This window comes from Winogradskyella echinorum, from assembly GCF_014297365.1.
Classification (GTDB): domain Bacteria; phylum Bacteroidota; class Bacteroidia; order Flavobacteriales; family Flavobacteriaceae; genus Winogradskyella; species Winogradskyella echinorum.
Genome location: NZ_JACOQD010000001.1, coordinates 1,066,908 through 1,085,245, shown reverse-complemented (window position 1 = coordinate 1,085,245; position 18,338 = coordinate 1,066,908). Strand labels below are relative to the sequence as shown.

Below are 18,338 nucleotides of genomic sequence, written 5' to 3'. Positions count from 1 at the left end.
AAGGAAATAATTGCTATGAAAAGCGTCAAAATTTTTTAAATTACAATTTAAAATCTAATGACAAAACCATCTAAATCAATTGTGTGAGATTAATTGAATTAGAATTTCTTTAAAAAGTTGAGATAAGTCTTGTAAATAATTTCTTCTACTTTTTAATACCAATTAGCAAAACATTAGGTGTTTCAGGTGCTACATTTTTTGCGGTAACTGTAAAGCCGATGTAGATTAACCTTTTAATTAGTTTTATGTTAATAGTTAATCTAAAAAGCACTTTGATAAATGTCAAAGTGCTTTTTTTATGGCTAGTCCTTTGATATTTAATAACAAACAATACCTTTGCACTTAGCACATCGAATTTTTTACATTGATGTGATAATAATAATTCTTTAACCTTAAAATTAGTATAGCATGCAACTGTACAATAACTTAAGTGCTAAGGAAAGAGCAGAACTTATTGAAAAAGCTGGAAAAGAACGCTTAACAATCTCTTTCTACAAGTACGCCAAAATTGGCAACACAGAAATTTTTAGAAATCATTTATTTTTAGCTTGGGATCAACAAGACGTTCTAGGTAGAATATACGTTGCTAACGAAGGCATTAATGCTCAACTATCTGTACCAGCTGAAAATTTCGAGGCTTTTAAAAATCATTTAGATACCATTACTTTTTTAGAAAACGTTAGACTTAACATTGCTATAGAGCATGATAATTTTGCATTTTTAAAGCTTAAAGTTAAGGTTAGAAACAAAATTGTAGCGGATGGACTTAATGACTCCTCGTTTGATGTTACAAACAAAGGTGTGCATGTTAATGCTGAAAAATTCAATGAATTAATTGAAGATCCTAATACTGTTTTGGTAGACATGCGTAATCATTACGAAAGTGAAATCGGTCATTTTAAAAATGCCATTACACCAGATGTAGATACTTTTAGAGAATCTTTAGATTTAATAGAGGAAGATTTAAGAGAACACAAAGAAGATAAAAAATTAGTAATGTACTGCACTGGTGGTATTCGCTGTGAAAAAGCAAGTGCTTACTATAAGCATAAAGGTTTTAAAAATGTGTTTCAGTTAGAAGGTGGTATTATAAACTACGTAAGACAAATAGAAGCTGAAGGTTTGGAAAACAAGTTTGTTGGTAAAAACTTTGTATTCGATCAAAGACGATCAGAGCGTATCTCAGACGATGTTATAGCCAACTGCCATCAATGTGGTGAGCCTGCTGATATGCATACTAATTGCGCTAATGAAGCTTGTCATTTATTATTTATTCAGTGCGATAAATGTAAAGAGAAGATGGAAAATTGTTGTTCTTCAAATTGTATGGAAATAAACAGATTACCACACGATGAGCAAAAAGCATTACGAAAAGGTCAGGGCAATAGTAATGATATTTTTAAAAAAGGACGAGCAGATCATTTACCCTACAAAAAAGATTTACGCAATATTTTTGATACCTTGAACAAAACTATTTAATGAATATTTATAAGCTTTTACAACTAAACAGAAAGATAAAAAGTCATAGAATTAAGTTTTTTGGTCTGTATCTGTTGCATAAATTTAATAAGCGCTATATCGCTGTTAATTTAGATCCTGTAATGGCTTGTAACTTGCGTTGTAAAATGTGCTATTTTACCGATGCTGATTTTGTAAAAACGTTAAAAGGTCAGTTTAAAGATGAAGATTTAGATCTGGTAGCAAAGGCTGTTTTTAAACGTGCATTAAAACTTCAAATAGGCTGTGGAACAGAACCTACATTGTATAAAAATCTTGAAAAAATTGTTGCGCTCGGTAAACAATATAATGTGCCTTATATTTCTATAACCACTAATGCCAACTTATTAACCGAAGAAAAAATTGAAGCACTATTAAAGGCTGGTTTAAATGAGTTTACAATTTCGCTGCATGGTGTAACAAAAGAAAGCTATGAAGGCTTTATGAAAAAAGCCAGCTACGAAAAATTTCACAATGCGTTTAATGCTTTTAAGAAACTCAAAGCGAATTACGATTTTAAAGTGAGAATTAATTACACTTTCAATAAAGATAATTTTTATGAATTAAGTGAGTTTTTCAATCATTTTGATGCTAAAAGTTTTGATATTTTGCAGATAAGACCAATTCAAAAAATAGGAAATACAGAATATAATGATTTTGACATTTCAACATTAATTGATGATTATCCAAGTCTTATTCAATATATAAGAACAACTTGTGCCAGCAATAACATTACGCTTATGGCACCAAACACTATTTTTGGTTTAGACTCAGAGAATCAATCTAGCTTTATTTTTGATTACACGTTTTGTTATGTGTCTCCAAACAAATTTTGGAAAGAAGGTTTTAATTGGAGAGAAGAAAACTTTAATCAATACTCTAAAAAAATAGGCTGGGGCAAAACCCTTTTTTCAAATATTTTTAAGTCTAAAACGCAATTAAAATCTTTATCTAATAGGTTGAATTACGAAATAGAATTCAGTTAATTTATTTCTTAATCATTTTAATTGTTTTTTTCTGGTTTTGTTCTCCTACAAGCGTTATAAAATATAAGCCATTAGAAAGTTCTGTAAGGTTTAATTCTCTTATACCTTCATCAGTAGTTTCATTAAATGTCTTAACAGTTTTACCTAAAACATCAACAATTTTAGCAGCCTTAATTTTGGTTGTAGAATTTATATTTACAACATCATTAAAAGGGTTTGGGTAAATTGAAGCTGATTCTAAATTTTCATCTTCTACGCTTAATGTACCAACATTATAGCTATGTGTTACGGTTTCTCCATTATAGGTAGCCTCCCACTTCCATTCACCAGCAACATCAGGAATAGAAGTCCATCCTCCCCAATATGAAGCATAATAATTATCAGTTAAATTAAAATTCCAGTTAAATAAGTCCGTATTATCTGGTTTTATAATTCTAAGGTTAACACTAGTGCCAGCAACTTGATCTCTTAAGTAAATGTAATGAGTAACTGTTTCATTAACATCAAATTGATTACTTTCATTAGTAATTTCTGTCGTTGGACAATCTGGAAAAACAGGAGCTGCTGAATGGGTCAATACAGCATTAATCCCTGGATTATTATATGGTTTTTGCGATTGCCACCAAGTGTCTGTATTCATACTGTTGCAAGTTCCAGAATAAGGATCTACTAACTGCGTAAATGAATTATCTGTAAAGGTTTCAAAATGCAAATGTGGACCTGTAGAATTACCAGAGCTACCAACTACTCCTAAATACTCGCCCTCAACAACAGTATCTCCAATGTTTTTAGTAGATAAAGAACCATTTTTCATATGACCGTAGAATGATATACTTCCATCAGAATGTTGCACATATATAGCATTCCAAGTATTACTATTAAAATTACAACTTCTATCATATTCACCATCGTTTTTTGCAACTATTTGGCCAGGAGCTGCAGCTATTATTTCTACCTCATCATTGTCTAACATCTTCCAACCAAATGGCCAAGTAAACATATCAATGCCTTGGTGGTTATAACCACTATCTGTATCGTAAGAGCGTGAGCCACAATTGTAGTCTGTAAGTTGATTTGGGAAAGACGTATTGTGATCTATATAACCAGAAATGCCATAAATTTCATTATAAGTAGAAGTTGAAGATTTCTGTAATGGCCATGCAAATAAAGGATGAGACCCTCCTTTTTGTTCAGAATATATTAATTTTTTTTGTTTTTTCAGCATTGTAATATTAGCATTTATCGTTTTCTCGATTTCCTGTCGCTGTTCTGCAGTTATACATTCAGATCTCTCCGGATTAAAGACAAATTCACCTCCCTTTGGCGTGATATTAGGATTCTGAGCACTGCAGAAATAAGAAGAAAGTAGAATGAGGATTACTAGAGTAGTTTTTAATTTCATAATAAATAGCTTTAAGATTAATACAAAGACATCGTAATAGATTTTATTTGTGAGCATAAATTACATAAAACCTTGAAAACAAACAATATATGATGCATTTTTTCAAATAAAAACACTGGTCTATAAATCAATTATTTTTCTGAATAAATAATATTATCTTTACTCATTAATTATTTACGAATCCTTTATCTAGATGTTTCTTTAGTATCTAGACTTAATATATATAATTTTTATGGCTTGTAACAGTTGCTCAACTGGTAATGATGGCCAACCAAAAGGATGCAAAAACAATGGAACTTGTGGTACAGACAGCTGCAATAAACTCACTGTTTTTGATTGGTTAGCTAATATGTCACTTCCTAACGGACAAGACCCTTTTATAGGTGTTGAGGTGCGTTTTAAAAACGGCAGAAAACATTATTATAAAAACACTGAAAATCTTACTTTAAGCATTGGAGATATTGTGGCAACACAAGCAAAATCTGGTCACGATATAGGTATGGTTACGCTTACAGGAGAACTCGTAAGGGTACAAATGAAACGCAAAAAAGTGAATATTGATGATGCTGAAAATGTTTTAAAAATATACCGAAAAGCATCACAAAAAGACATCGATATTTGGTCTGCTTCTAGAGATAAAGAAGAACCAATGAAGGTGAAAGCACGTCAGTTTGCCATTGATCTAAACCTTAAAATGAAAATCTCTGATATAGAATATCAAGGTGATGGTAGCAAAGCAACTTTTTATTATACAGCAGAAGAGCGTGTAGATTTTAGAGAACTGATAAAAGTTTTTGCGCGTGAGTTTAGAACGCGAATTGAGATGAAACAAGTTGGCTTTAGACAAGAAGCGGCGAGACTAGGAGGTATTGGCTCATGCGGTAGAGAACTATGTTGTTCCACTTGGTTAACAGATTTTAGATCTGTGAGTACATCTGCAGCAAGATATCAGCAATTATCATTAAACCCATTAAAACTTGCCGGCCAATGTGGTAAGTTAAAATGCTGTCTTAATTATGAATTAGATGCGTATTTAGATGCTTTAAAAGCGTTTCCTAAAAACGACACTAAGCTTTATACTGAAAAAGGTACAGCAGTTTGCCAAAAGACAGATATTTTTAAAGGATTATTATGGTATGCTTATGAAGGTGAGTGGATGAATTGGCATATTATTACTACAGACCAAGCCAATGAAATTATTGAAAAAAATAAGAGAAAAGAAAAAGTTGCTAGTTTAGAAGAATATGCTACTGAGCATATACAAGACACTAAAAATGAGTTTGAGAACGTTGTAGGTCAAGATAGTTTAACACGTTTCGATAGTCCAAAACCGAAAAAGAAACGTAGAAATAATAAGAGCAATAACAAAAATCGAAATCGCAACAGAAATCGTAATCAAAAACCTAATGCCAAAAAACAAACCAATGCTAAGAAGAACTAATTGGTTATATCTATTCATAATCATTTGTTTTTTAATCACAAGTTGTGACTCAAAAGCTGTTTACGATGTTTATAAATCAGTACCAAGTCAATGGCATAAAGATTCTATTGCGAGTTTCAATTTTAAATCTCCAGACACTATAAATAATTATAATTTATATGTCAATTTAAGGAATACCAATGATTATAGATTTAGTAATTTATTTTTGTTAGTCGAATTAAATTATCCGAACGGAAAAGTGATAAAAGATACGCTAGAATACAAAATGGCCGCGCCAAATGGAGAACTTTTAGGTACTGGTTTTTCTGATATTAAAGAAAACAAACTTTGGTATAGAGGTTACAAGGATTCATTTAAATTTAACGAAGAAGGGGACTATACTGTAAATATTCAACACGCTATGAGAAACAATGGAGATGTAAATGGTGTTGAGAATTTAGAAGGTATAACAGATATTGGTTTTAGAGTAGAACTAGCTCAAAAATAGTAATTATGGCAAAGAAAAAAGTAGCAAAATCTAAATCAGAAACTTTAGACTTTTCAAAATACGTGCGTTGGTTTTGGATGTTATTTGCAGGTGGAATATTAGCAGTAGTGCTTATATTTTTATTAGCATCTTGGGGAGTTTTGGGTGAAATGCCAGACCATACAAGGTTAGAAAATCCTGAAACTAATTTAGCTACAGAAATTATTTCTTCAGATGGTGTAACATTAGGAAAGTTTTATTTTGATGATAACAGAACACCAGTTGGATATGATGATTTGCCTAAAAATTTAGTCGATGCGTTGGTTGCTACCGAAGATGTTCGTTATTACGACCATTCTGGAATTGATGGAAGGGGAACATTAAGAGCGATTAGTACCTTAGGAAAAGGAGGTGGAGCTAGTACAATATCGCAACAATTAGCGAAAAATTTGTTCACTAAACAGGTTTCATCTAACATAATTGAACGTCTTTCTCAAAAAGTAAGAGAATGGATTATTGCCATTCGTTTAGAGCGACAGTATACCAAAGAAGAAATAATTGCACAATACCTAAATATCTATGATTTCGGAAATAATGGTGATGGTATTAGATCTGCTGCACGAATTTATTTTGGTAAAGAACCTATGGATTTGGATTACAAAGAATCAGCAATGTTAGTTGGCATGCTTAAAAACTCCTCTCTTTATAATCCTAGAAGAAATCCAGTTGGTGTTAAAAATAGACGTAATGTAGTTTTATCTCAAATGATGAAATATGAATTTATTACAGAACAGATAAAAGATTCATTACAAAAAACAGAATTAGATTTAAATTATACACCAGAGTCGCATCGCGAAGGTATCGCTACCTATTTCAGAGAATATCTAAAGGGTTTTATGAAGGAGTGGACAAACAAAGAATCTAATAGAAAACCAGATGGCTCCAAATATGATATTTATAACGACGGATTAAAAGTTTTCACTACTATAGACTCGCGTATGCAAAAACACGCAGAGGACGCAGTTGCTCTTCATATGCCAAGATTGCAAGCAGAATTTGACCACCAAAGTAAGCGGAATAAAACAGCACCTTTTTTAGAACTAGACCAGTCAGAAATTAAGAAATTAATGAATGATGGAATGAAACGTGGAGAACGTTGGCGAATTTTAAAAGCTCAAGGAAAATCTGAAAAAGAGATAAGAGCGTCTTTCGAAAAGCCTACTGAAATGGAAATATTTAAGTGGGTAGATGGTAAGCCAGCATATATTGATACTATAATGAAACCTATCGACTCTATGCGCTACTACAAATCTTTTTTACGTCCTGGTATGATGTCTATGGATCCACTTACGGGTCATGTAAAAGCTTGGGTTGGCGGTATGAATTATAGACATTTTCAATACGATATGGTTAAACAAGGTAAGCGTCAAGTGGGTTCAACCTTTAAACCGTTTGTATATGCGACAGCTATAGATCAATTACAAGTATCTCCTTGCGATTCTTTTCCAAGAACACCAATTACCATAGAAGCTAATAAATACGGAAATCCGGAACCATGGACTGTTAAAAACGTGGATGCTGTTTATACAGGGAAACAAACCCTTAAAGATGCACTGGCAAGTTCTACTAATACAGTTACAGCACGTTTAATGAATGAAATTGGTCCTCAACCCGTTGTAGAAATGGCGAAAAAGTTAGGCATTACTTCAGAAATTTTACCAGTGCCAGCAATTGCATTAGGTACAGCAGATATAAGTGTATATGAGATGGTGGCAGCTTATTCTACTTTTGCAAATAAAGGAGTTTATAATAAGCCAGTAATGGTAACTCGTATTGAAGATAAAAACGGAACGGTTCTATATCAATTTGCACCAGAAAGTAAAGACGTTTTAAGTGAAGAAGTAGCTTATGTTGCTGTAAATCTTATGGAAGGTGTTACTCAGGCAGGTTCTGGTAGAAGACTTAGACATACAGGAGTAGATAAATATAATGCCGCTTATAGAGAAGTAGTAACAGGATATCCTTATGAATTAAAAAACCCTATTGCAGGAAAAACAGGAACTACTCAAAACCAAAGTGATGGTTGGTTTATGGGAATGGTCCCTAACTTAGTGACTGGTGTTTGGGTTGGTGCAGAAGATAGGGCCGTACACTTTAGCTCTACTACTTATGGGCAAGGGGCTTCTATGGCGCTGCCAATATGGGGATTATATATGAAAGCGTGTTACGCTGACAAATCTTTAGATGTCTCTGACGGTAATTTTGAGAAACCTTCTAATCTAAAAATTGATATTAATTGTGAAGCGAGAGATGAAGGAGATCTGGGAAGTAATGAAGATCCTGATGGTAACGTGGATTTCGATTTCTAAATTCTACAATAGTCACACCCTTATTTTATGATTATTTATTCTAAATTTAGAACATAGTTTTGTATTTTTCAGATGCAAAATTTTTCAACTTATGATTAATAAAAAAGTAGCTAATGTTACTGAAGCACTTAAAGGTGTAAAAGATAATATGACCTTTATGTTTGGTGGATTTGGATTATCTGGTATACCGGAAAATGCAATAGCAGGATTAGTAAAACTTAATATAAAAGGCTTAACCTGTATATCTAATAATGCAGGAGTAGATGATTTTGGCTTAGGCTTGCTGTTACAACAAAAGCAAATCAAAAAAATGATTTCATCTTATGTTGGTGAAAATGATGAATTTGAGCGTCAAATGCTTTCAGGAGAGTTAGATGTAGAGTTGATTCCACAAGGAACTCTTGCAGAGCGCGCTAGAGCTGCTCAAGCTGGCTTTCCAGCATTTTACACACCTGCTGGTTATGGAACTGAAGTTGCCGAAGGAAAGGAAACTAGAGAGTTTAATGGAAAAATGTATGTGTTAGAAAACGCTTTTAAAGCCGATTACGGATTTATTAAAGCCTGGAAAGGGGATGCTGCCGGAAATTTAATTTTTAAAGGAACCGCTAGAAATTTTAATCCAAATATGTGTGGTGCTGCAAATATTACGGTTGCAGAAGTAGAAGAATTGGTGCCAGTTGGTGAATTAGACCCCAATCAAGTTCATGTGCCAGGTATTTTTGTACAACGTATTTTTAAGGGTGCACATTTTGAAAAACGTATAGAACAGCGAACTGTAAGACAAAAAAGTAATTAGAATTGTCATTCCTGCGTAGACAGGAATCCAAAATATATTAGTTTCATTTAATAAGATTCCAGCGTTCGCAGGAATGAGAGAAAACATGTTAGACAAAAACGGAATAGCAAAACGCATAGCAAAAGAAGTAAAGGATGGTTACTACGTAAATTTAGGAATTGGCATTCCTACTTTGGTAGCTAATTTTGTTAGAGATGATATTGAAGTAGAATTTCAAAGTGAAAATGGTGTTTTAGGTATGGGACCTTTTCCATTTGAAGGAGAAGAAGATGCTGATATTATTAATGCCGGAAAACAAACTATTACTACTTTACCAGGAGCAAGTTTCTTTGATTCTGCTACTAGTTTTTCTATGATAAGAGGAAAACATGTTGATTTAACAATACTTGGAGCTATGGAGGTGTCAGAAAATGGAGACATCGCAAATTGGAAAATTCCGGGCAAAATGGTAAAAGGTATGGGTGGAGCTATGGATTTAGTTGCAAGTGCAGAAAATATCATTGTTGCTATGATGCATACAAATAGAGCTGGCGCATCTAAGTTACTAAAAACGTGCTCATTACCATTAACGGGAGTGGGTTGTGTTAAGAAAATAGTAACAAACATGGCAGTTATTGAGATTACTTCTAAAGGTTTTAAGTTATTAGAGCGTGCACCTGGTGTTTCTGTTGAAGAAATTGAAAAGGCAACGGAAGGACACTTAATTATTGAAGGTGATATTCCGGAAATGATATTGTAAACATATAGATGATGAAAAAATTAAACCACTAAAGCCTTAGTGGTTTTTTTTGTAGGATAAATCTTCGAATCAAGTCTTAAATGTTAAATAAAAATGTATTTCATCGATTTTTAATGTATTTAAACTGATTAATTAAAAATAAGTTTCATATTAGCCATCCCAAACAATTAAACTAAATTAACCAGATTTATCATAAACTCAATTTACTTTTTGCCCCAAATCTACCATGAATTACTGCTTATGAAAACTAAATCAAATCTACCAGAAACAACTTTAAATAAAAGCCAAGAATTTTCTTTCATAGAAGACACATTGGAGTTAGTCTCAAATGTTTTAAAGTTAGCCAAAAAAGTGTTCATGCTATAATCCTTTTGGAATAGCATGAATTAGCTTTTTGGTATAGTCTTTTTTAGGCGATTCGTAGATGCTATCAGCATCACCAATTTCTTCAATTTTTCCTTTATTCATCACCAACAATTGGTCTGCCATATATTTTACAACTGCTAAGTCGTGTGATATAAATATATAAGTAAACCCAAACTGCTCTTTTAGATTATTTAATAGGTTTAAAACTTGCGCCTGTACAGAAATATCTAAAGCAGAAACAGACTCGTCACACACAATAAGTTGAGGTTCTAAAGCTATTGTTCTGGCTATACCAACACGTTGTCTTTGGCCACCAGAAAACTCATGTGGATATCTATTAAAGGCAGAAGCATCTAAACCTACATTTTTTAAAATATCTAGTACTTTTTCTTTTCTTTCAATATCAGAATTTCCGATATTATGAACTTTCATAGGTTCCATAATAGCATTGCCTACAGTGAGCCTAGGATTTAAAGAAGCAAAAGGATCTTGAAATATTATCTGAATGTCCTTACGAAGCTGGCGCATTTCAGAATTATTTAAATGCGTAATATCCTTTCCTTTATAAATAATACGTCCAGAGGTCGCTTTATCTAATTGTAATATTGTATTTCCTAGGGTAGATTTTCCACAACCAGATTCACCAACTAAACCAAGGGTTTCACCAGGATAAACCTTAAAACTGACTCCGTCGACTGCTTTAAAAGGTTGGTCTTTTGCAAACCAACCCGTTTTAGTGAAATACATTTTTTCTACATCAATAACTTCTAATAACGGATCTTGAGCATATAATGTTTCGTGACTTTTAGATCTGTTATCATTAGAAATAATGGTTTTATCTACAGTATCAGACATAAAATCTGATATAGTTGGTAAATGCTTGAGTCTATATTCCGTAGATGGACGTGCACCAATTAATGCTCTTGTATAATTGTGTTGAGGTGAATTAAATATCGCCTCAGTACCACCTTGCTCAACAATGCTCCCTTTATACATTACTAAAACCTTGTCTGCTAATTCTGAAACTAAAGACAAATCATGCGAAATAAATAATATGCTCATTTTAGTTTCTTTTTGAAGCGCTTTCAGTAATTCTAAAATCTCTTTCTGAACTGTAACATCTAAAGCAGTTGTAGGTTCGTCAGCAATCAATAATTTGGGCTTGCATGCAATTGCCATAGCAATCATTACACGTTGTTTTTGACCACCAGAAATTTCGTGAGGATAAGCCTTGTAAATTCTACTTGGATTTGGAAGTTTTACTTTTTCGAAAAGATTTAAAATTTCGGTTTTAATTTCTGAAGATGATAATTTAGAATGTTGATTTAAAATTTCTTCAACTTGTTTACCACAGCGCATAGAAGGGTTTAAAGAACTCATTGGTTCTTGAAAAATCATAGCTATATCTCGACCTCTTATACTTCGAAATTCTTTTTCAGAAAGGTCAACTAGATTTTGTCCATTAAATAGAATAGAACCCGATGTAATTTTAGAAATACCTTTTGGTAACAATCCCATTAAAGCCAAAGAGGATATAGATTTCCCTGAACCAGATTCTCCAACTACTGCGATAATTTCGTTTTGCAGAATTTGAAACGAGATATTCTTTATAATTTGATTTTCATTTAGGTCTTTATAGAATGAAATATTTAGACCTTCAACCTCAAGTAATTTATCGTTTTCCATAGGTAAATGTAGTTATTTTCTTCAATAGTGTTGTGGTAAAACCGTAACCATAAAAAATGTTAATGTATTTGAACGAAAACGTTTTCGCCAAATTTTTATTTTAACAAAAATTTAATACTTTCAATGCATTAATATTAAATTATTCACTAACTATTTAAACATTTTACATGAAAAACAGAATTACATTCGCATTAATGAGTTTTCTACTTTTAGGATTCACAATAATGCATGCACAACAAAGAGAATGCTCCACTATGGAGAACTTAGAGTACAGAAAACAAATAGACCCAAGTCTACAAAAACGAATGAATGATATTGAAGCATTCACACAGGCTAAAATACAACAAATGGAAGGTAAAAGTATCAGTGGTGGTATTATTACAATTCCTGTTGTAGTACATGTTATATACAGTAATTCTAATGAGAATATTAGCGACGCTCAAATATTATCTCAAATACAAGTATTAAACGATGACTTTAGAAGAATGAATTCTGATGCCGATAACACTTGGTCTCAAGCGGCTGATACTCAAATTCAGTTTTGTATGGCCACTGTAGATCCAAATGGAAATTCTACAAACGGTATTACAAGAAAATCTTCTTCTACAACATCTTGGGGAACTAATGATGCTATGAAAAAATCATCGCAAGGTGGTGTTGATCCATGGGATACATCCCAATATCTTAATATGTGGGTTTGTAATATTGGAGGAGGAATCCTTGGATATGCACAATTTCCTGGCGGTAGTGCAGCAACAGATGGTGTTGTTATGGGACCACAATATTTTGGTAGTAAAGATGGAGGTTCAGGATTTTATTTGTCTGCACCTTTCGATTTAGGTCGTACAACCACTCACGAAGTAGGTCACTTTTTAAATTTACGTCATATTTGGGGAGATGGTAACTGTAATGCAGACGATTTTGTTACAGACACGCCAACTTCAGATGCTGCAAACTATGGATGCGCAGTAGGACATGTATCTTGTAGTTCAGTAGATATGGTTCAAAATTATATGGATTATAGTGATGATTCGTGTATGAACTTATTTACACAAGGACAAACCAATAGAATGCGCGCTGTTTTACTTCCTGGTGGAGTAAGAGCTAGTTTAGGTGCCTCAACAAAATGTGAAGGTGGTGGAACTACACCAACTTGTACTGATGGAATACAAAATGGAGATGAGACTGGAGTTGATTGTGGAGGTTCGTCTTGTGCACCTTGTCAGACTGGTTGTAGTGATAACCAAGTTAATGTGTCTATTACTTTCGATAACTATCCAGAAGAAACAGCATGGACATTAACTAATAGTAATAATCAAACAGTAGCATCAGGATCTTATTCTAGTGCTAATCCAGATGGATCTACAATAAGTGAAGATTTATGTTTACCAGATGATTGCTACACCTTTACAATTACTGACGCTTATGGAGATGGCATTTGCTGTTCTTACGGTAATGGTTCTTATTCAGTTACAGACGCTTCAGGAAGTTTAGCTTCAGGTGGTTCGTTTACTAGTTCAGAAGCAACAAATTTCTGTTTAGGAGGATCGTCAGCGCCGACATGTACAGATGGCATTCAGAATGGTGACGAAACTGGAGTAGATTGTGGAGGGTCGTCTTGTGCACCTTGTGTAACACCACCTACATGTACAGATGGAATTCAAAACGGTGATGAAACAGGAGTTGACTGTGGTGGCTCATCTTGTGCACCATGTTCTACAGGTGGAAATGACGTCTTACTTGAAGGATATTTTGAAAGTGGCTGGGACGGCTGGTCTGATGGTGGAAGCGATTGTGCTCGTTATTCAGGATCTCGTTCTTATGAAGGAAATTATTCAATACGATTAAGAGATAACTCTGGTACAGGGTCTGCAATGACATCGCCAACTTTGGATTTAAGAAGTTATAACCAAGTTGAAGTTGAATTTTATTTCTATGCTTACAGTATGGAAAATGGTGAAGATTTCTGGTTACGTTATTATAACGGTTCTAGCTGGACAACAGTTGCTACTTATGCTAGAGGAACTAACTTTAATAACAACACGTTCTACACAGCTACAGTAACTTTAGATGCAAGTCAGTATAATTTTGCTAGCAATTCTCAGTTTAGATTCCAGTGTGATGCAAGTAATAATGCAGACTACGTTTATATGGATCAGATTACTATTACAGGATTAGGTAATGGTACAAGAATTGAAACAAATACTTTACAACCACTTAGAACAATGAATGAAGATACACCTAATTCTGAAGAAGAATTCTTAATGTATCCAAATCCGGTAAAAGGTGGAACACTATACATTAAAACTTTAAGTAAAGAGAATGTTTCTTATAGAGTAATTAGCATGTTAGGACAAACTGTTATAACAGGTAAAACTACTAAAGAAATTAATGTTGCTAAATTAGAGCCAGGAATGTATTTCTTAGAAATTAATGATGGTGAAGATATAATGACAAGAAAATTCATTAAACAATAATACTAATCAACTATTTAAAAAGTCCTGATGAAAATCAGGACTTTTTTTATATATGCTTTATTTCATTGTCATGAAGTAATTCGTCTCCTCTTAATCTTAAGAAAATTTGAGCGACAGCTATGGTGTCTTTTTCGCAATAAGTAATGATTCTATCTATTTCTTTTTCTTGGTAATAAACACGATACACTTCACTACCATCTATATCATCCTTTGGAGATGGAATACCTAAAACATTAGTCAATAACTTTAAAGAGGTATAGGTTTTATAGTCACCAAATTTCCAAAGTTCTAGAGTATCAAGATGTGGTACTTCCCAAGGTTTTTTACCAAACAAATTCAGTTTGTATGGTAATTCTATGTTGTGAATTATCATTCGTCTTGCTATGTAAGGAAAATCGAATTCTTTACCATTATGAGCACAAAGCAAATGTCTATTAGAGCTAAAATGAGAGATTAATAGATTCTTAAAATCTTTCAAAATTTTAATTTCATCACCATAAAACGAAGTCACTCTAAACTTTCGAGATTCACCTTCAATTTTAAAATAGCCAACAGAAATACAGATAATTTTACCAAACTCTGCCCAAATGCCTGCTCTGTCGTAAAATTCTTCTGCTGTAAATTCTTCTTTACGTTGGTAACGCGATTTTGCATCCCAAAGATCTTGTTTGGTTTTATCTAAATCAGAGAAGTTTTCTGTTTCGGGTACAGTTTCTATGTCTAAGAATAGAATATGTTCTAAGTTGAGTTTGCTAATCATTTTTAATTGAGTGATTTACTACAATTATACCAAAAAGCAATAATTGTAAATAATATACAATAGATGAAACAATTAAAATAAAATAATTGGTTTTTAAATAATCTTTGTAAAGTGCCAATTTATCTATATATCCATCAAATGAAGAAATGCCATAAAAACTATATAAAGAATCGAGGACCTGAATCAATACATAAAGAATAACTAACCAAATAAAAGATTTTTTAAGGCTTTTTAACTGTATCTCTTTTTGATTTATTATCATCTTTAAACCAAAATAAATACAAAGAGCAAAGATTAAAATCTGAATTATTTCTTTACTTACAAAAGAAAATAAGGGGTTTTGGTTATAAAATATTAGTAACTCATTTACAATTTTTCCGATAAAATATGCGAATTGAACAGTTAAAAGGATCATGAAGCCTCCAATTGCCAGAAAAAATAGATGGTGTTTAGTTATTATTTTGTCCAAAATTTGTGAAAATTAATTTTCCATCATCTCATATGCTTCATCTATAAAGGTATAAAAATCAGGCGAATGTGCGTCTCCTTGAGATTTTTCAATAGAATGTCCTAGTCTAACAACAATAAGGTTGTCTTCGGGTATTACAATAACCAATTGCCCTAAATGACCTCGCATATAAAACACTTCTTTATCATTAAAATTGGCTAACCACCAACCATAACCATACATCTCTCCATCACTAAAACGTGGCGTAACAGATTTGGCAACAAAAGTAGAATCTAAAATTTGTCTGCCATTCCATTTGCCATAATCTTTAAATAATTTGCCATAACGCGCAAAGTCCTTGGCGTTACTAGCTATACAGCAATAAGCTTTTACTAAATCATGATCTTCACTATCTACTTGCCATAATGTTGCGTTTTCTGCACCTAGTGGTTTCCAAAAACATTCTTCAAAATAGTTGTATAGTTTTTTACCGCTAGCTTTTTCAATCACCATAGCAAGCATTTGTGTATCTCCACTTGCATATTTAAAACTTTTTCCTGGCTCAGTTTCCATCTTTAACCCATTCATAACTTTAGCCAAATCATCATCAAAATAAGCACGTGTAGTGATAGAGAGAGGCGAATAGTAAGCTTCATCCCAATTAGTGCCAGAACTCATGCTCGATAAATCACCAACCGTCATTTTAGCCGCATTACCATCGCAAAAAGCAGGAAGAAAATCGCAAACGGGTTGGTCTAAACTTTTTATATAACCATCTTGAATGGCTTTTTGCATTAAACCAGAGACATAACTTTTAGCCATTGAAAAGCTATTAGACTTAGAATTTTCGTTGAAACCATCATAATAATTTTCAAACCATATGCTGTCGTTTTTTATGATAACATAAGCTATGGTGCCTGAAACTTTATTCAGTTCATTCAATAGTTTAGTTTCTTTTGCACTATTATAATCTTTGTGATTTGGCCAAGGTTGAGGTGCACCAATATCGATAACTTGGTTGTCAAACTCTTTATAATCCTCTAAAAAAGCTGTGGTGTGCCCTTTTAGATAGATGGTTCGTACGGCTTTTATAAGGTAGTCCGTATCTGTAATGTATAATACAGCAATTAGTAAACCGAAAAAGATAACTAAGAACTTAAATAGCTTTTTTAGAAATTTCATAAGAATTATTTAAAAACTAAATATAGTAAAAGTGAATTTAAAATAATGATTGTTGTTTGTATGCACTTTCGTGGTTAAGTAACCATTGCTTTCTGTGCAAACCTCCAGCATAACCAGTTAAACTTCCATCGCTACCAATTACGCGATGACAAGGAATTATTATCCAGAGTGGATTTTTACCATTTGCATTAGCCACAGCTCTTATAGCTTTTACATCACCTAATTGTTTTGATAGTTGGAGGTAAGAGAGCGTTTTACCGTATGGAATAGTTGCTAATTGATTCCAAACGTTTTTCTGAAAAGCAGTGCCTTCGGGATTAAGTTTTAGGTTGAACGTTTTGCGCTCATTCTTAAAATAAGCCTTAAGTTGAGTTACACACTCTAAAAGCGATTCAGGTATAACTTCAGATAATTCTTCTTCGGTATCTAATATTGAAACGGAAGCAATGCCGTTGTTGTCTCCAACAATTTTAGCATTACCAAGAGGTGTTTCAATAAAGCAGGTTTGCATTACTCTTCAGGATTGTCGTTTTCTATTAAACCCAAACGTTTTGCTCTTGTTTCCCAGCTTTTTCTAGCCAGCATTTGTAAATCTGAAACATTATCACTTTCATCCATAATTTCGAGTCCTAATAGAGTTTCAATGACGTCTTCCATGGTCACAAGGCCACTAACTGAGCCATATTCATCTACAACTAAAGCTAAGTGATTTCTACTCTCTACTAATTGCTCAAATAATGTTGGTATAGGTAAGTTACGATTCACAATTATGATGCTTCTTTTGATATCAGCTAATAATTTTGACTTATTGCCAAGTGCCATTTCTTTAAAAACTTCAGCTTTTAAAACTATTCCAGTAATGTTATCTGCATCACCAGTAAATACAGGAATTCGTGAAAATCTAATGTTAGAGTTGGCATTAAAAAATGCTTCAACCGTCATACTTTCATTTTCAGTTTTCATAACAGTACGCGGTGTCATAACATCTTTAGCTTGTACCTCTTTAAATGTTAGTAGGTTTTTAATAACCTTACTTTCGTTTTCTTCAAACACACCTTCTTCGTGTGCAATTTCGGTCATTGCAACAAAGCCTTCTCTGCTTAAAACACTACCATGTCCTTTTCCGCCAATTAATTTTGTAGTTAGTTGAAGTATCCATAAAATACCTGTCCATTTTAGAGGAAAGATTAAAACGTTGAGTGCTTTTGATGTAAAGTTGGCGAGCTGCTTCCAAAAGGTTGCGCCAATGGTTTTTGGTATAATTTCTGAAGCTACCAAAATTAAAATGGTCATTATAGTAGAAACAACACCCACCATTATATCTTCAGTGAATTCAATACCTAAAATAGTTCGCTTTGTAGTTCCATAAAGTTCTGCGTAAGCAACTTTAGCTTGCACACCAACCAAAATGGCACCAACTGTATGGGCAATAGTATTTAGCGTTAGTATTGCAATTAAAGGACGATCGACGTCTTTTTTTAGTTCTTCTAATTCGGTAGCATAAGCTTTGCCTTCCTTCTTTTTTATATTAATAAAAGTTGGAGTAATACTTAGAAGTACAGCTTCTAAAATAGAACACAAAAAGGAAAAGAAAATAGATATGACAGCGTAAAAAATGAGTAAGCCCATTAATAGGATATAAGTTTAATTAACACAAAGTTACAAAATGAATACTTAAAAGGGATAAGTAATTTAAATCATCGTACGAAATTAAAGATTAATA

The 18,338-nt window shown here is 33.0% G+C and carries 15 protein-coding genes; 8 read left to right on the top strand and 7 right to left on the bottom strand.

The window, feature by feature from the left end; genetic code table 11:
• Positions 1 to 408 precede the first annotated feature (408 nt).
• Both trhO and H8K90_RS04795 read left to right on the top strand, forming a co-directional pair.
• Positions 409 to 1,479 (top strand): oxygen-dependent tRNA uridine(34) hydroxylase TrhO, encoded by a 1,071-nt coding sequence (trhO, locus tag H8K90_RS04800; RefSeq protein WP_186844786.1) that lies wholly within the window; start codon positions 409 to 411, stop codon positions 1,477 to 1,479.
• Positions 1,479 to 2,483 (top strand): radical SAM protein, encoded by a 1,005-nt coding sequence (locus H8K90_RS04795; protein WP_186844785.1) that lies wholly within the window; start codon positions 1,479 to 1,481, stop codon positions 2,481 to 2,483. Before trhO ends, H8K90_RS04795 begins: the two co-directional genes overlap by 1 nt.
• 1 nt (position 2,484) lies before the next feature.
• Here the strand turns inward: H8K90_RS04795 and H8K90_RS04790 are convergent, their stop codons facing one another.
• A complete protein-coding gene (locus H8K90_RS04790; protein WP_186844784.1) occupies positions 2,485 to 3,885 on the bottom strand; it encodes a peptidoglycan DD-metalloendopeptidase family protein in 1,401 nt (466 codons plus the stop codon).
• 232 nt (positions 3,886 to 4,117) lie between these two features.
• Here H8K90_RS04790 and H8K90_RS04785 point away from each other — a divergent pair, with 232 nt between their 5' ends.
• The 5 genes from H8K90_RS04785 to H8K90_RS04765 all read left to right on the top strand — a co-directional run bounded on the left by H8K90_RS04785 (position 4,118) and on the right by H8K90_RS04765 (position 9,696).
• Complete coding sequence (locus H8K90_RS04785) at positions 4,118 to 5,326, top strand: PSP1 domain-containing protein (protein WP_186844783.1); 1,209 nt, start codon at positions 4,118 to 4,120, stop codon at positions 5,324 to 5,326.
• The gene (locus H8K90_RS04780; protein ID WP_186845262.1) at positions 5,310 to 5,813 is read left to right on the top strand and encodes a gliding motility lipoprotein GldH; all 504 of its coding nucleotides are present in this window, start codon (positions 5,310 to 5,312) and stop codon (positions 5,811 to 5,813) included. The genes H8K90_RS04785 and H8K90_RS04780 overlap by 17 nt, the downstream gene beginning before the upstream one ends.
• Before the next feature lie 5 nt (positions 5,814 to 5,818).
• Complete coding sequence (locus H8K90_RS04775; RefSeq protein WP_186844782.1) at positions 5,819 to 8,161, top strand: penicillin-binding protein 1A; 2,343 nt, start codon at positions 5,819 to 5,821, stop codon at positions 8,159 to 8,161.
• A 91-nt stretch (positions 8,162 to 8,252) separates the two neighbouring features.
• On the top strand, positions 8,253 to 8,957 hold the full coding sequence (locus H8K90_RS04770; RefSeq protein WP_186844781.1) for a CoA transferase subunit A: 705 nt from the start codon (positions 8,253 to 8,255) through the stop codon (positions 8,955 to 8,957).
• Positions 8,958 to 9,042: 85 nt separating this feature from the next.
• Entirely contained in the window at positions 9,043 to 9,696 is a 654-nt protein-coding gene (locus H8K90_RS04765) for a CoA transferase subunit B (protein WP_186845261.1), read from the top strand.
• Between the two features lie 360 nt (positions 9,697 to 10,056).
• Here H8K90_RS04765 and H8K90_RS04760 read toward each other — a convergent pair whose 3' ends face one another.
• The gene (locus H8K90_RS04760) at positions 10,057 to 11,748 is read right to left on the bottom strand and encodes an ABC transporter ATP-binding protein (protein WP_186844780.1); all 1,692 of its coding nucleotides are present in this window, start codon (positions 11,746 to 11,748) and stop codon (positions 10,057 to 10,059) included.
• A gap of 167 nt (positions 11,749 to 11,915) precedes the next feature.
• On the opposite strand from H8K90_RS04760, the gene H8K90_RS04755 reads away from it, so the two are divergent.
• Positions 11,916 to 14,225, top strand: a complete 2,310-nt coding sequence (locus tag H8K90_RS04755) for a M43 family zinc metalloprotease (protein WP_186844779.1) — start codon at positions 11,916 to 11,918, stop codon at positions 14,223 to 14,225.
• A 46-nt stretch (positions 14,226 to 14,271) separates the two neighbouring features.
• On the opposite strand, the gene H8K90_RS04750 is transcribed toward H8K90_RS04755, so the two are convergent.
• The 5 genes from H8K90_RS04750 to H8K90_RS04730 form a co-directional block, all read right to left on the bottom strand.
• The gene (locus tag H8K90_RS04750; protein WP_186844778.1) at positions 14,272 to 14,985 is read right to left on the bottom strand and encodes a 3'-5' exonuclease; all 714 of its coding nucleotides are present in this window, start codon (positions 14,983 to 14,985) and stop codon (positions 14,272 to 14,274) included.
• Complete coding sequence (locus tag H8K90_RS04745) at positions 14,978 to 15,247, bottom strand: hypothetical protein (RefSeq protein WP_186844777.1); 270 nt, start codon at positions 15,245 to 15,247, stop codon at positions 14,978 to 14,980. Before H8K90_RS04745 ends, H8K90_RS04750 begins: the two co-directional genes overlap by 8 nt.
• Positions 15,248 to 15,466: 219 nt before the next feature.
• Positions 15,467 to 16,615, bottom strand: coding sequence for a serine hydrolase domain-containing protein (locus tag H8K90_RS04740; protein WP_186844776.1), 1,149 nt, complete (start codon positions 16,613 to 16,615; stop codon positions 15,467 to 15,469).
• A gap of 37 nt (positions 16,616 to 16,652) precedes the next feature.
• The gene (locus H8K90_RS04735) at positions 16,653 to 17,126 is read right to left on the bottom strand and encodes a methylated-DNA--[protein]-cysteine S-methyltransferase (RefSeq protein WP_186844775.1); all 474 of its coding nucleotides are present in this window, start codon (positions 17,124 to 17,126) and stop codon (positions 16,653 to 16,655) included.
• Positions 17,126 to 18,244, bottom strand: a complete 1,119-nt coding sequence (locus tag H8K90_RS04730; protein ID WP_186844774.1) for a CNNM domain-containing protein — start codon at positions 18,242 to 18,244, stop codon at positions 17,126 to 17,128. The genes H8K90_RS04735 and H8K90_RS04730 overlap by 1 nt, the downstream gene beginning before the upstream one ends.
• Positions 18,245 to 18,338 lie beyond the last annotated feature (94 nt).

Excerpts from the sequence above, each read along its gene's own strand:
- trhO (WP_186844786.1), top strand. The coding sequence starts at position 409 with ATGCAACTGTACAATAACTTAAGTGCTAAGGAAAGAGCAGAACTTATT.
- H8K90_RS04795 (WP_186844785.1), top strand. The coding sequence starts at position 1,479 with ATGAATATTTATAAGCTTTTACAACTAAACAGAAAGATAAAAAGTCAT.
- H8K90_RS04790 (WP_186844784.1), bottom strand. The coding sequence starts at position 3,885 with ATGAAATTAAAAACTACTCTAGTAATCCTCATTCTACTTTCTTCTTAT.
- H8K90_RS04785 (WP_186844783.1), top strand. The coding sequence starts at position 4,118 with ATGGCTTGTAACAGTTGCTCAACTGGTAATGATGGCCAACCAAAAGGA.
- H8K90_RS04780 (WP_186845262.1), top strand. The coding sequence starts at position 5,310 with ATGCTAAGAAGAACTAATTGGTTATATCTATTCATAATCATTTGTTTT.
- H8K90_RS04775 (WP_186844782.1), top strand. The coding sequence starts at position 5,819 with ATGGCAAAGAAAAAAGTAGCAAAATCTAAATCAGAAACTTTAGACTTT.
- H8K90_RS04770 (WP_186844781.1), top strand. The coding sequence starts at position 8,253 with ATGATTAATAAAAAAGTAGCTAATGTTACTGAAGCACTTAAAGGTGTA.
- H8K90_RS04765 (WP_186845261.1), top strand. The coding sequence starts at position 9,043 with ATGTTAGACAAAAACGGAATAGCAAAACGCATAGCAAAAGAAGTAAAG.
- H8K90_RS04760 (WP_186844780.1), bottom strand. The coding sequence starts at position 11,748 with ATGGAAAACGATAAATTACTTGAGGTTGAAGGTCTAAATATTTCATTC.
- H8K90_RS04755 (WP_186844779.1), top strand. The coding sequence starts at position 11,916 with ATGAAAAACAGAATTACATTCGCATTAATGAGTTTTCTACTTTTAGGA.
- H8K90_RS04750 (WP_186844778.1), bottom strand. The coding sequence starts at position 14,985 with ATGATTAGCAAACTCAACTTAGAACATATTCTATTCTTAGACATAGAA.
- H8K90_RS04745 (WP_186844777.1), bottom strand. The coding sequence starts at position 15,247 with ATGATAATAAATCAAAAAGAGATACAGTTAAAAAGCCTTAAAAAATCT.
- H8K90_RS04740 (WP_186844776.1), bottom strand. The coding sequence starts at position 16,615 with ATGAAATTTCTAAAAAAGCTATTTAAGTTCTTAGTTATCTTTTTCGGT.
- H8K90_RS04735 (WP_186844775.1), bottom strand. The coding sequence starts at position 17,126 with ATGCAAACCTGCTTTATTGAAACACCTCTTGGTAATGCTAAAATTGTT.
- H8K90_RS04730 (WP_186844774.1), bottom strand. The coding sequence starts at position 18,244 with ATGGGCTTACTCATTTTTTACGCTGTCATATCTATTTTCTTTTCCTTT.